General features: G+C 64.7%; 14 protein-coding genes and 1 tRNA gene. 4 read left to right on the plus strand and 11 right to left on the minus strand.

The genetic code is table 11. From position 1 onward, the window contains the following. Window position 1 precedes the first annotated feature (1 nt). Genes hemQ through CH281_RS12885 form a run of 3 tightly spaced genes read left to right on the plus strand, consistent with a single transcriptional unit; the run spans window position 2 to window position 3,716 of the window. A complete protein-coding gene (hemQ, locus tag CH281_RS12875; RefSeq protein ID WP_027496920.1) occupies window positions 2–697 on the plus strand; it encodes a hydrogen peroxide-dependent heme synthase in 696 nt (231 codons plus the stop codon). Beyond that, window positions 694–1,398: an HAD family hydrolase gene (locus CH281_RS12880; RefSeq protein ID WP_230591903.1), complete on the plus strand. Its 705-nt coding sequence runs from the start codon at window positions 694–696 to the stop codon at window positions 1,396–1,398. The genes hemQ and CH281_RS12880 overlap by 4 nt, the downstream gene beginning before the upstream one ends. Next, a complete protein-coding gene (locus CH281_RS12885; RefSeq protein ID WP_230591904.1) occupies window positions 1,395–3,716 on the plus strand; it encodes a molybdopterin-dependent oxidoreductase in 2,322 nt (773 codons plus the stop codon). The genes CH281_RS12880 and CH281_RS12885 overlap by 4 nt, the downstream gene beginning before the upstream one ends. On the opposite strand, the gene CH281_RS12890 is transcribed toward CH281_RS12885, so the two are convergent. The 6 genes from CH281_RS12890 to CH281_RS12915 all read right to left on the minus strand — a co-directional run bounded on the left by CH281_RS12890 (window position 3,694) and on the right by CH281_RS12915 (window position 9,368). Further along, window positions 3,694–4,152, minus strand: a complete 459-nt coding sequence (locus tag CH281_RS12890; RefSeq protein WP_027496923.1) for a MaoC family dehydratase — start codon at window positions 4,150–4,152, stop codon at window positions 3,694–3,696. The genes CH281_RS12885 and CH281_RS12890 overlap by 23 nt on opposite strands. Window positions 4,153–4,240: 88 nt before the next feature. After that, window positions 4,241–5,053 carry a polysaccharide pyruvyl transferase family protein gene (locus CH281_RS12895; protein ID WP_032365067.1) on the minus strand — a complete coding sequence of 271 codons (813 nt, stop codon included), beginning with the start codon at window positions 5,051–5,053 and terminating at the stop codon, window positions 4,241–4,243. Between the two features lie 125 nt (window positions 5,054–5,178). After that, window positions 5,179–5,607 carry a peptide-methionine (R)-S-oxide reductase MsrB gene (msrB, locus tag CH281_RS12900; protein ID WP_027496925.1) on the minus strand — a complete coding sequence of 143 codons (429 nt, stop codon included), beginning with the start codon at window positions 5,605–5,607 and terminating at the stop codon, window positions 5,179–5,181. Window positions 5,608–5,634: 27 nt separating this feature from the next. Next, window positions 5,635–6,912 (minus strand): glycosyltransferase family 87 protein, encoded by a 1,278-nt coding sequence (locus CH281_RS12905; protein ID WP_373453883.1) that lies wholly within the window; start codon window positions 6,910–6,912, stop codon window positions 5,635–5,637. Window positions 6,913–6,959: 47 nt separating this feature from the next. Continuing rightward, window positions 6,960–8,534, minus strand: a complete 1,575-nt coding sequence (locus tag CH281_RS12910; protein ID WP_094694455.1) for an alpha/beta hydrolase — start codon at window positions 8,532–8,534, stop codon at window positions 6,960–6,962. Between the two features lie 48 nt (window positions 8,535–8,582). Next, window positions 8,583–9,368: a pyrimidine reductase family protein gene (locus CH281_RS12915; protein WP_094694457.1), complete on the minus strand. Its 786-nt coding sequence runs from the start codon at window positions 9,366–9,368 to the stop codon at window positions 8,583–8,585. 34 nt (window positions 9,369–9,402) lie between these two features. On the opposite strand from CH281_RS12915, the gene zapE reads away from it, so the two are divergent. Then, window positions 9,403–10,416, plus strand: coding sequence for a cell division protein ZapE (zapE, locus tag CH281_RS12920; RefSeq protein WP_032365070.1), 1,014 nt, complete (start codon window positions 9,403–9,405; stop codon window positions 10,414–10,416). A gap of 21 nt (window positions 10,417–10,437) precedes the next feature. Here zapE and CH281_RS12925 read toward each other — a convergent pair whose 3' ends face one another. From CH281_RS12925 to CH281_RS12940, 5 genes are all read right to left on the minus strand, one after another. After that, window positions 10,438–10,965, minus strand: a complete 528-nt coding sequence (locus CH281_RS12925; RefSeq protein ID WP_032370463.1) for a GNAT family N-acetyltransferase — start codon at window positions 10,963–10,965, stop codon at window positions 10,438–10,440. After that, window positions 10,962–11,414, minus strand: a complete 453-nt coding sequence (locus tag CH281_RS27340) for a hypothetical protein (RefSeq protein WP_027496931.1) — start codon at window positions 11,412–11,414, stop codon at window positions 10,962–10,964. Before CH281_RS27340 ends, CH281_RS12925 begins: the two co-directional genes overlap by 4 nt. A gap of 17 nt (window positions 11,415–11,431) precedes the next feature. After that, a complete protein-coding gene (locus CH281_RS12930; protein ID WP_032408297.1) occupies window positions 11,432–12,139 on the minus strand; it encodes an alpha/beta hydrolase family protein in 708 nt (235 codons plus the stop codon). Further along, a complete protein-coding gene (locus CH281_RS12935; protein ID WP_032370466.1) occupies window positions 12,132–12,482 on the minus strand; it encodes a hypothetical protein in 351 nt (116 codons plus the stop codon). Before CH281_RS12935 ends, CH281_RS12930 begins: the two co-directional genes overlap by 8 nt. Before the next feature lie 126 nt (window positions 12,483–12,608). Beyond that, window positions 12,609–12,683, minus strand: a tRNA-Val gene (locus CH281_RS12940). Between the last annotated feature and the right edge of the window lie 30 nt (window positions 12,684–12,713).

Genomic DNA, 12,713 nt, shown 5'->3' on the forward strand with positions numbered 1-12,713 from the left:
CATGGCACGCCTCGATTACTCAGCGCTCAATTCGACTCTTCGGTACTTGATGTTCTCGGTCTACAAGGTCACACCCGGGGTTCTGGGCGACGACCGCGCGGCCGCTGCGAAGGAAGCCCGGGCATTCTTCGAGGGCCGTGAGGACAAGGGTGTCGTCGTGCGCGGCGTCTACGACATCGCCGGCATGCGGGCCGATGCCGACTTCATGGTGTGGACGCACGCCGAGCGCATCGAGGACCTGCAGGCGACGTACTCCGACTTCCGGCGCACCACCGCGCTGGGCAAGGCGAGCACGCCGGTATGGAGCAACACCGCACTGCACCGCCCCGCCGAGTTCAACAAGAGCCACGTGCCTGCGTTCATCGCGGGCGAGGATCCGGGCGCGTACATCTGCGTGTACCCGTTCGTCCGCTCGATCGACTGGTACCTGCTGCCCGACGAGGAACGTCGGACGATGCTCGCCGATCACGGGAAGGCAGCGCGCGACTACAAGGACGTGCGCGCCAACACCGTCCCCTCGTTCGCGCTCGGTGACTACGAGTGGATCCTGGCTTTCGAGGCACCCGAGCTCGACCGCATCGTGGACCTGATGCGCGATCTCCGGGCCACCGAGGCACGCCGACACGTGCGCGAGGAGACGCCGTTCTTCACCGGCCCTCGGGTCGAGGTGGACGCGCTCGTCGAATCACTACCGTGACGGGGACGGACACACCCATCGTCGACGCCGTTCTCTTCGACTTCTCCGGCACACTCTTCCGACTGGAAGAGGAGCCGTCGTGGTTCGACGGTGTGCACGATGCCGACGGCGTTCCGGTCGACGGAGCCGGAGCCGCCGAGCTCATGCGACGCATGACCGCTCCGGTCGGCGAGACCGTCGAGTTCGACGACGCCACTCGGCACGCATGGCGTCATCGCGATCTGGATCCGGCCCTGCATCGGCAGGCGTATCTGCACGTTCTGGCGCAGTCCGGCATCACCGCCGAGGCACAGGCCGAATCGGTGTACGGACGAGTCATCGACGCCGACTCCTGGACGCCCTATCCCGACACGGAAGCGGCACTGTCGACATTGGCGGGACGGTCGATTCGCGTCGGGGTGCTGAGCAACATTGCCTTCGACATCCGTCCTGCGTTCACTGCTCGGGGCCTAGCCCGGTACGTCGACGAATTCGTGCTCTCGTTCGAGGTCGGGCACGTCAAACCGCAACCGGAGATCTTCCGACATGCGGTGGCCGCTCTCGGCGTCGAGCCCGCGCGGACGCTGATGGTGGGCGACAGTGCCGAGGCCGACGGCGCGGCACAGGAGATCGGGTGCAGTTTCGCACTCGTCGATCCGGTGCCGACGGCCGAGCGTCCCGACGCACTGCTGGCAGCGTTGAGCGCGTTCGGGATTCGATGACCGGAGTGACCGGCGTCCAGCACATGGGCCACTGGGGGATGTTCCGCGCCGACTCGGACGGACGTGACGTCACCGCGATTCATCCTCAGGTGACGGACAGTAATCCTTCCCCGGTGCTGGGCAACCTCGTCGGTTCGGTGACCCATCGATCCCGCGTCACGTCGCCTGCGGTACGCAGGGGCTGGCTCGAGAACGGTCCCGGCCCCACCGACAGGCGCGGTAGCGAGGAGTTCGTCGACGTCTCGTGGGACGAGCTCACCGACCTGTTGTCGCGCGAGTTGCGCCGCGTGGTGGACATATTCGGCAACAACGCCATCTACGGCGGGTCGTACGGTTGGGCCAGTGCCGGCCGCTTTCATCATGCGCAGAGTCAGGTACACCGCTTCCTGAACTGCATCGGCGGCTACACGCGATCCGTGCACAGCTATTCGCTCGGTGCGACCGGCGTCATCATGCCGCACGTGCTCGGCGCGCACTGGAAGATGTTCTCCCGCTCCACATCCTGGTCCGTGATCGCCGAACACACCGAACTGCTGGTCGCATTCGGCGGTGTTCCGGTCAAGAACACCGGCATCAATCACGGTGGTACGTCGGATCATCCGACCGTCGGTTCGCTCGACGCGATGCGCGCCCGCGGCGGGCAGATCGTCACCGTCGGTCCATTGCGCAACGACATGTCGGGCGAGGCGCGGTGGATCGCCCCACGCCCCGGAACCGACGTGGCGATGATGCTGGCTCTGGCATACGTCCTGGCCGACGAAAACCTGCACGACACAGCGTTTCTGGCGAAGTACTGCGAGGGTTACCCCGAGTTCGAGCGCTACCTTCTCGGTGTCTCGGACGGTGTGGCCAAGTCGCCGCAGTGGGCGTCGGAGATCTGCGGTATCGAGCCGTCCGTAATCGCAGAGCTGGCACGGGACATGGCGTCGAAACGCACGATGGTGACCGTCACGTGGTCCCTGCAACGTACGCAGCACGGTGAACAGGCTCCGTGGATGGGCATCACGTTGGCAGCGATGTTGGGCGAAATCGGCGTGCCTGGTGGGGGATTCGGACACGGATACGGCTCGATGAACGAGCCCGGCCTCGCTCCTGTGCCGTATCCGTTGCCGACACTGCCGCAGGGAATCAATCCGGTGGCCGATCTGATCCCGGTCGCAGCTGTCTCGGACATGCTGCTCAACCCCGGGCGCGAATTCGACTACGACGGCCGACGTTTGGTCTATCCCGACATCAAAGTGGTCTATTGGGCGGGCGGCAACCCGTTTCATCACCACCAGGATCTGGGACGATTGCGCCGGGCACTCGGCAGGCCAGATACCGTCGTCGTCCACGATCCCTACTGGACGCCGATGGCCAAGCACGCAGACGTCGTCGTCCCGTCGACCACATCGCTGGAACGGTCGGATCTGAGCTGCACACGCAACGATCCACTGCTCGTGGCCATGGCACCGGCCGCCGAGCGATTCGCCGATTCGCGCGACGATTACGACACTTTCGCAGAACTCGCTATGAAACTCGCTGTGGGGCAGCAGTTCACCGAGGGGCGCACGTCACAGCAATGGCTCGAGCACATGTACGGGCAGTGGCGTGAGTATCTGCGGGCAGACGGCGTGCAGACCCCGGAATTCGACGACTTCACGCGTGAGGGTTCGTTCCGGATGAAGACCGAGGACGAGTTGACGTTCCTGGAGGATTTTCGCCAGGACCCGATCGGCAACGCGCTGCGGACACCGAGCGGCAAGATCGAGATATTCTCGGCGACGGTCGCGGGGTTCGATTACGAGGATTGCCGCGGGCACCCGATGTGGTTCGAGCCGCAGGAATGGCTCGGCGGGGCGCGGGCCGAGCAGTTTCCTCTGCACTTGATCGCCAACCAGCCGCGCACCAGGCTGCACAGTCAGCTCGATCACGGTGCGGTGAGCCGGAATTCGAAGGTTCAGGGCCGAGAGCCGATTCGAATGCATCCGTGTGCGGCGGAGGCCAGGGGAGTGTCGGACGGCGATGTGGTGCGAGTGTTCAACGACCGCGGTTCGTGCCTGGCCGGGGTGGTCGTCGACGAGGGGATGCTGGAATCGGTGGTGCAGTTGTCGACAGGTGCCTGGTACGACCCGTTGGACCGGGCCGACCCAGGGTCGATGTGCGTGCACGGCAGCGTGAACGTTCTCACCGCCGACGTCGGGTCGTCGTCGCTCTCGCGGGGGTGCACCGGGCAACACGTGCTGGTGGAGATCGAACGCTACGACGCGCCGCTGCCGCCGATCACTGCGTTCGATCCACCGGTGACACGATCGGTCAGAACACCACCCGCGAGATGATTTCGGCAACCAAGGCCGGCTTGTCCTCGCCTTCGATCTCGAGCGTTGCGGTCGTCACGATCTGCAGCGCTCCGCCCGACGCGTCCTCGACAGAGGTGAGGGTGGTCCGCAACCGGACATGGGATCCGACCTTGACCGGGTTGATGAAGCGAACTTTGTTGGAGCCGTAGTTGATTCCGAGTTTGGTGTTCTCGATGGTGTAGATCTGCCAGTTGAGCATCGACACCAGGGACAGGCTCAGGAATCCGTGAGCGATCGGAGCGCCGAACGGGCTTTCTTTCTTCGCTCGTTCGACGTCGACGTGGATCCACTGGTGGTCGCCGGTGGCGTCGGCGAATGTGTTCACCCGTTCCTGGGTGATCTGGAGCCAGTCGCTGGTTCCCAGTTCTTCGCCGACGGCCGCCTTGATCTGCTCTGGTGAGGTGAAAGTGCGCATGCTCACAGTATGCACCGTCGTAATAGGGCGCTCGAAAGCGATCGTGTGGGAGCGAACGATGACCGGCTCGGGTTTCGGCCAGTCGAATTCAAGCTGTGTGGGGCGGAGCGAACGGAAAGGCCCCGATCAGCTTGTCCTGAATTTCTTTCAGATTCGGGACCGGCCGATATTCGTGCTGTAGCTGCGCCATTCGATCGTGATCTCGCGCAAGGTCCGACGAATGCTGGACAGCTTGTCGGTCGAAAGCAGAGTAGTAATCGGCGAATTTGTATCCGTTGCCGCCTATGTCTTGCGGCAGCTTTATCCACGCGTTGGGGATGCCGTACGAGTCAGCGACGATCAAGCCGTGCAGACTCGTCGACATCACGAAGTCACATGCAGTGATGTCGGCGATGACCTTGGCCGGCTTTCTGGACGGGTCGATCAACGTGACGCTCTTGTCTCGCGCAAGCGAGCGCACTACGGGATCCTTCTTGTGCACCCAGTGGTAGACGAGGCCGATCCGGCCGCGTACCCGTGGGGAGCGTGCATAGACTTTGTTCGCCAGCAGCCCGGGGTCCCCGACCGCGACCTCGCGCTCGGACTTGATGCGTCCCAGCGACAGATGTCCGCGAACCGCGTAGAAGTCGAAATCGGGGTAGCTGAAGTCTCGTTCGTGGGCGGCGTCTCTGAGCATGAAACCCGAGCCCCAGACCTTGAGACCCTTCCGGGCCTGCATGAGCTGGACCATTTCCAGGGTGGAACCTGCCCCGATCATGTCGCAGCGCTTCGCGCGACGCCAGGAACACTTCTGCCCGAACAATGTTCCGACCAGTCCCGGCGTCAATTCGTCACCGAAATTGGGTGTGACGCCGGTGATTTTCACCTGGCGCCACCAGAAGGTCTTGATCACCGTGGCCACAACCCCGAAGCTACCCTAACGATCGGGTCAAGCAGAGGTAATCTCCGGAGTTCGCGGCTCGGTTTCGACGCATCCTCAGCGCAGGTTCGCCGAGTGCGCGGCGATCCCCGGGATGTCCGGACCGATCAGGATGCAGGCTTGAGCACCAGAGAAATCGAGTTGATGCAGTACCGCTGGTCGGTCGGGGTGGGGTAGCCCTCGCCCTCGAAGACGTGGCCGAGGTGGCTGTGGCAGTTGCGGCAGACGACTTCGACGCGGCGCATACCGAGGGTGGTGTCCTCTTTCAGGATGACGGCGTCGCTGTCGGCCGGGTCGAAGAAAGACGGCCATCCGCAATGCGATTCGAACTTCTCGGTGCTGCGGAACAGTTCGGCTCCGCAGGCGCGGCACTCGTAGATGCCTTCGGTGGTGGTGTCGGTGTATTCGCCGACGCCCGGGCGCTCGGTACCGGCCTGACGCAGAACCGCGTACTCCTCGGGTGTCAGCTTCTCCCGCCACTGCGCGTCGGTGAGCTGGACGGCCGGAGCGGCATTGTTGTCTGTTGCTGAACTCATGCTGACACGCTAATACGATTTGCCGGGTTATGCCGTTTTCGCTGGTGACGCGGTCGGTAATAGGTAGTTGGGCTCGATTCCCTCGTCGAGCCGTCCCTCTGTTCTCGCGGCGAACCAGCGTCCGACGAGCACTCCGAAGATCACGACGATCAGCAGCGCCCAACCGAAGGTGGTGCGGAGATAGTCGAGGGCCCGTCCGGTTTCGATCCACCGTCCGGACAACCAACGATCGGCGTTCATGAACCCGTAGATCGCGAGCCAGGCCGGCCAGTTCCGGAGTAGCGAGTTCCTGAGCACCACCGTCATGAGCAAGGGGAACAGCATCATCGAGTAGTACATCTGGCCCAGTGAGCCCAGCAGCCAGTGCGCGGTGAGGATCAGGCCGGAGGTGGTGGCGAAGAAGAACAGTCGATCTTCTCGGCAGTACCGGTAGAGCAACCACAGCGAGACCAACACCATGATGCCCAGGACGGCGCGGATGCCGAGGGTCAGGAACTCGGGCACTCCGTAGTAACGGCCGTTGCCGACGACAGCGCTGTTGAAGTAGTCACGCGTCTGCAGCAGGTACGGCAGCGTCCGATCGATGAAATCTTTGGGATCGACGGACAACGGCCAGGCGATGGCCATCATCACCACCGGGATGGCGATCGAGGTGATGAACACCTTCCACTGTCTCGTCATCAGGGGGAGCAGCAGCAGTGGTGCGAGCATCGGTTTGATCGCCAGGGTCAAGCCCATCGCGACACCGGCGGACAAATCCTTGCGCTGCAACAGGAATCCGAGAAACGCCACTTCGCCGAGGAGTACGAAACCGTTGAAGTTGGTGAACACCAGTGTGTTCGTCACCGTCTCGCTGACGAAGGCAGCCAGGAGCAGGGCGGGTGCAGCCACCGAGTCCAACCGGAAGCCGAAGATGCGCAGCAGGATGTACAGCGCGACGAGGATGGCCACGGTGCTGGCAAGGATGAACAGCCAGCGAGAGCGCTCCGGGTCGATGATGGCGATGGGGGAGAGCAGCATCGTCGCGCTCGGCTGGTACAGGTAATGAGGATCGACCGAATCGAAGTTCGCGGTGTACACCGGCTGCCGGTTGAGGAACGCGAGAGCTGCGTTGTACACCGGGTTGAAGTCGTTGGTGACATCGCCGTTGACCGCCCTGATCACCACCCGATGCACGACGGTCATGATGGCGATCGGCCAGAGCGCGTACTTGATTACTTCGGCGGTGGTCCGCCCGGTACGCGGCTCCAGAAAGCTAAGTGACACCCGCGAACGGTACCCGAGACGGTCGGTGCGCCCGTTCAGGACACCCCGCGGGGCCCGTGTCTTTCGCGACCCTCCGAGGAGTCGAGTCAGGCCGGACAGACGGTGCCGTCGGTCGGAAGCGTCGTGTCTCGGGCGTAGGTGACAGCAGCACTCTGCAGGCACTGCGACCCGCCGATGCTCGGATGCCCGCTGCCCTGCCAGGCGGCCGACGCGACGGCGGCACCGGTCGCACCGATCAGGCCGGTGACCGAGGACAGGCTGCCGTTGCCGACGATCGGGTCGCCGGCGTTGGACAGAACCAGGACCGGAACGTCCAGCGAGGTGGGCAGTGGGACGGAGGGAGCTGTCGGCCAGGACGAGCACAGCAATGCCGTCAGGGCAGCGTCGGTTCCGTAGATCGGGTAGCGGTCGGCCCACCCCGGTGCCAGGTCGCGGACGCCCTGCGGAGAGGGCCACTGCTGCCCGTCCGTGCAGCGGGCGACGAACTGGCCGTCGGTGCTGTACGCCGCCCGGCCTCGTTCGGCGAGCGCTGCGAGCGCAGTCGTGTCGGAGGCGGCGGCAGCGGAGAGCGTCGAGGACAGATCTCTCGCCCGCGTCGACGCGTCTCCCGCGGTCGAGGCCAGCGCAAAGGTGATCGCGTCGAGAATTTCGTGTGTGGACAGCGGTGCGAACTCGCCGCCGGCGGCGCGCTTGATCAACTGTGCCACTGCGGCCGTCGGGTCATTTCCGAGCGAGCAGTTCAGCGCGACGCAACGCTGCGCGAAGGCAGCGAACGCCGCTTCCTTGCCCTGAGTTCGCTGCTCGGCGAGCGTTGCCTGGTCGGCGTTGACGCCCGTCGGCGAATCGAGGATCAGGCGCGCGACGTTGTCGGGAAACTTCGCGGCGTAGGCCATGGCGGTGAGAGAACCGTTCCCCGCTCCGATCAGGCCGATCCGGTCCACGCCCCACAACTGGCGAAGCCGATCGAGATCGTCCGCGGCGTACCCGGTGCCGAAGGCGAGTTCCTGCGGCTGCAGGGTGTCGGTGCATTCGATGGTGGCGTCTCGTCCGGCGTCGACCGCGCGGTCGACGGAGTCCGAGTCGGATCTGGAGAACTGTCCCAGGGCATCGACGGCAGCCTTGGTAGGCGCCTGGGGTGTGTCGTCGATGCAGTCCACGGCCGTCGAGCGTCCGATGCCGCGGCGATCCACGGCAACGATCGGATGTGCCTCGAGCAGCGTGGCGAGTGGGCCGGCGGCCATCGTGGCCAAGGTTGCGATGGACGAACGATCCGAACCGGACGTGAACACCAGGGGCCCGGCATCGACGGGTGTCCGGTCGAGCGTGGCCCGAAGCGCCCCGACGGCGAAGGTGCCGAACATCTGACCGCTGGCGTCGACATCGGCCTCGTACTCACCGCATTCGAGCGTCAGGCCCGGCGTGGTGGCGGTGAGCCCGAACATTCCGAGGGTGGCCGAGGTGCACTCGGACCAATCGAGGTCGGTGGTCGGAACAGCGAGTGCAGCCGGTTCGGGCGGGGTTTCGGGCGACGACTCGGCGGGCTGACCGGGCGAGCGCTGCTCCACCGCCACTTCGGGACGGATCGACGGGCCGCCTCCACAGGCCGCGCAGACCGTGGCGACGAGGAGTACTGCGGCGAGCAACGAACGTTTCTGCGTCACGGTGCGAGGCTATCTACTTTTGCTTCGCTGCCGCGCCCGCGTCTCTCGTCACGGCCGCACCCAGCGGGTCAACAGCGTGCCGTCGGTGTCGCCGAGCACGAGTGCGCGCTGCATGGACGTATCGGCAGCGTGTGCGGCATGGGCGATGCGGCCGGCAGGCCCACTGATCACCTTCGGTGAGATCGTCAGGCACACGTCGTCCGCCGCCCCGTCGGACACCAGCTGACCGAACAGTCCTGGTCCGCCCTCGCACAGCACGCGACCGAACCCGAGCTGGGACAGAGACTCGAGAATGTCGGTGGTCGACACCGATTCGCCGGACGCTTCGAGCACCGTCGCCCCGGCCGTCCGGAGTTCGCCCACCGCAGAGCGGTCCGCCGCGGCGGACGTGAACACCACCGGCATCACCGCTGTGTCCGTCAGTAGGCGAGACCGCGCATCGATGGAGCCGGAGGCGGTGACGACCACGATGGTCGGCACCGATTCCTGACCGTTCGCCTGCCGGCGAGCGATGACATCGGGAGACAGGGCGACCCCGCCGTAGTTCTCTCCGCGCACGGTGCCGGCGCCGACGAGCACCGCATCGCACAGCTCTCGCAGGATGCCGAACAACCGGGTGTCTGCCGGGGTGCCCAGCCCGGCCGAGGCACCGTCGGAGGTGACGGACCCGTCGATACTGGAGACGAAGTTGGTACGGATCCACGGTCGGCCCACATCGGTCGGGTAGGCATACAGCGATCGCAGACCGTCGTCGTCCACTTCGGTTCCGACGGCGGGGAGCGCTGCGGCGGCCTGCTCCGATGTGAAGTAGGTCCCAATATCGAGAAGCTGCATGAGTCACATGAGACCACGTCGTTACGCTCGATCAATGCCCGCACGCCTTGTCGACCGAAATCCCGTGGTCCCCTCCGATCAGCTGATCGCGCAGATGGTTCCGCCGGCGATGTTCGACGACGTCAGCTTCTCCTCGTACATTCCCGATCCCAAGGAGCCGACGCAGGCCGCTGCAGTCGCGAAAGCCGAGGAATTCGCGAACAAGGTGCAGAAGATTCGCGGCAAGGGCAAGCGCGGACTGTTCGGTAAGAAGACCCCGGCCACCGGTGCGGGGCTCTACCTCGACGGCGGCTTCGGCGTCGGTAAGACCCACTTGCTGGCCTCGATCTATCACAGCGTCCCCGAACCGAAGGCGTTCGGCACGTTCGTGGAGTTGACGCACGTCGTCGGTGCATTGGGCTTCAACAAGGCTCTCGAAGAGCTCTCGAACCACAGTGTTCTGTGCATCGACGAGTTCGAGCTCGACGATCCGGGCGACACGATGTTGGTCTCGCGACTGCTGTCGGAGCTCTCGCAGCGCGGCGTGTCCATCGTGGCGACGTCGAACACCCTGCCCGGCCAGCTCGGCGAAGGCCGCTTCGCGGCCGAGGACTTCCTGCGGGAGATCAAGAAGCTCGGTTCGATCTTCGAGTCCGTCCGCGTCGACGGTCCCGATTACCGGCACCGCGATCTGCCGCCGGCCCCGGAGCCGACGTCGGAGGCCGAGCTCGTCGAGCGTGCCGACGGTATCGAGGGCGCGACCCTGGACGACTTCGACGACCTGCTGGCGCACCTGAGCACGCTGCACCCGTCGCGCTACGGCAAATTGTTGGACGGTATTCCCGCGGTGTTCCTGAAGAACGTGCACCCGGCTTCCGATCAGGCAATTGCGTTGCGACTGGTCGTCCTCGCCGACCGCCTGTACGACGCGGGTATTCCGGTGACGGCCTCGGGTGGCAAGCTCGACGAGATCTTCACCGAGGAGATGCTCGCGGGTGGTTACCGGAAGAAGTACCTCCGTGCGACGTCCCGTCTGCTCGCACTGTCTCGTTTCGCTGCCGTCGGCTGACCTGCCTCGGTCGCGGCAGGCTCAGAGCTGCACCTGCATGACGTAGTCGTCGTGCGTCCGGTCGCCGACGACGAACGTCTTGGTGCCGACTGTCTCGAATCCGTACTTGGCATAGAACTTCTGGGCGCGGACGTTCTGTTGGTTGACGCCCAGCCACGCCCCTCGGCAGCCATGCCGACGAGCACTGTCCAGCGCCGACGTCATCAGGCGCGCTGCGACTCCGCCGCCGTGTTCGGTGGGTCGGACGTACAGCTTGCTGATCTCTACCGTCGGCTCGTGGGACAGCGCCGAGCGGATGCCGGAGTCGGTGGGAGTGCCGAACACCAGCATCGCGTATCCGAGTACCTGTGCCTCGGCCGACTCGTCGAGCAGTACGGTCCTGTTCGGGTCGGCGATGTACGTCTCGAAGTGCTTGGCCGACAACACGTTCGAGATGAAAGTCTCGATATCGCCGGGTTGCGTTCCCGGTGGGCAGGCCAAGGGGAAGGTCAGTGCGGCCAGATCGGCGACTCGGTGCGCATCCGCCGGGCCCGCCTCACGAACGCTCACAGCTGATCGACGGCATTCTTCGCGTCCCGCAACGACAGTCCTGTTCGATCGCGCAGCAGCTTGATCGCCGCAATCGCTTTGCCTTCCGATTTGAGTGCCGTCAGTCGGGGGAGGAGGTCGTCCCATCGCACGGGACCCGAACTCGCTGCATCGAGAATGGTCGACGGGGGAGGAAACGGTGCTCCGCGTTGCATCGTCTCGATTGCGTTCTTGGCATCGAGCAATCCGGCACCGGTTCGATCACGGAAAACCTTGATGGCCTGAATCTTCTTGTCGGCGGCCAACAATCGGTGAATTTCTGCTCGCGCACCGTCGTCCAGTCCTACCAGCTTCAGGCTCTGGGACGTGGCACGCGATCTGTCCGGCTTTCGACGCGCGAGGAACCAGGCCGCGAGCACCGCGGTATCGACGAGGACCAGCGCAACGATGAACCATCCCCAGGTCGGCATAACGTCAGTACACCACTTCAGCGTGACGGGTCGAAGAGCGGGACGACGCCCGACGGATCGGCGGGCAGCGACTCGAACAGTGAGACAGCAGCATCGAGAGTCCGCTGCGCTGCGTCGTACTTCGCCGGTGCGAGATCGTGGCCTGCACCGTCGATGTCGATCAGCAGTGTGGGCGCGGGAACCAGAGCGAACGCCGCCCCGAGTTCTTCGGTGGTAGCGAACGGATCCCTGGTGCCGTGCAGCACAACAGTGGGGGTACGTAGGTCGGGCAGATGGTGGGTCCGAAGCTTGTCGGGCTTTCCCGGTGGGTGCAGGGGATAGGACGTCAGCACCAGACCGTCCACGAGACCCGGCTGCTCCGACGCGATCATCGATCCCTGCCTGCCGCCGTACGAATGCCCGCCGAACACGACGAACCCGTCGGTTTCCGCACGCAGTCGATCGACGGCCGCGGCGATCCCCATCCGGTCCTCCTCGGAACGGGAGGGATGCGGAGGACCCTTGGCCTTGCGGACTCGGAACGGGAGGTCGAACCGCAAGACCGTGAAGCCGGCCGCCGCCCACATCGACGCAATGTTCTGTAGGAGCACCGACCCGCAGTTGCCGCCCGCACCGTGAGTGAGAGCGAGCCCTCCGCGCGACGGGATCGGCGGCGTGTGAAGAAACGCGACGCCCCCGCCGAGTTCGATGTCGGCGGGGGCGTCGGGAACGTCGTGTTCAGCCATCGGTCGAGGACGTTACCTTTTCGTCGCTGCCGGCGTGATCGGTGTCCGTGCTGTCTGTTTCGGAGCTGTCGGATGCATCCTGATCGTCGGCATCCACCATCTCACCGTTGTCGTCGACCATGTCGGCAAAGGCTGTACCCGCGACGGTGCCGTTGGTTCCGGGGAGAGCCACAGTGGGCCGAGCGCCGGGTCGGTATCGGTCGTCGAGTCCCTCGACCGATTTCTTCGCTTCTTCGAGTGTGGCGTCGTCGACCTGAGGCTCTTCGCTGTCGGTCGCGTTACCGGGGCCGGCCGTGTCGGTGGGTGTTTCGTCCGTGGGTGCACTGCGAGCATCGTCCGACACGTGAGTGTCCTTCCATCGAAGTGTGTGCGTCGTCTCCACTGTGCACTTCTATGGCGTGAATCACCACCGAGACTGGGTAAGCCACAAAAAAGGACCCCCTCGAAAGGGGGTCCTTTGTTCTGACTGTGGTGCGCGATACTGGGATTGAACCAGTGACCTCTTCCGTGTCAGGGAAGCGCTCTCCCGCTGAGCTAATCGCGCATGTCCTCGCATCGGCCTTCACAACCGATG

It is taken from the genome of Rhodococcus sp. 06-221-2, from assembly GCF_002258365.1.
GTDB classification, from domain to species: Bacteria; Actinomycetota; Actinomycetes; order Mycobacteriales; family Mycobacteriaceae; genus Rhodococcoides; species Rhodococcoides fascians.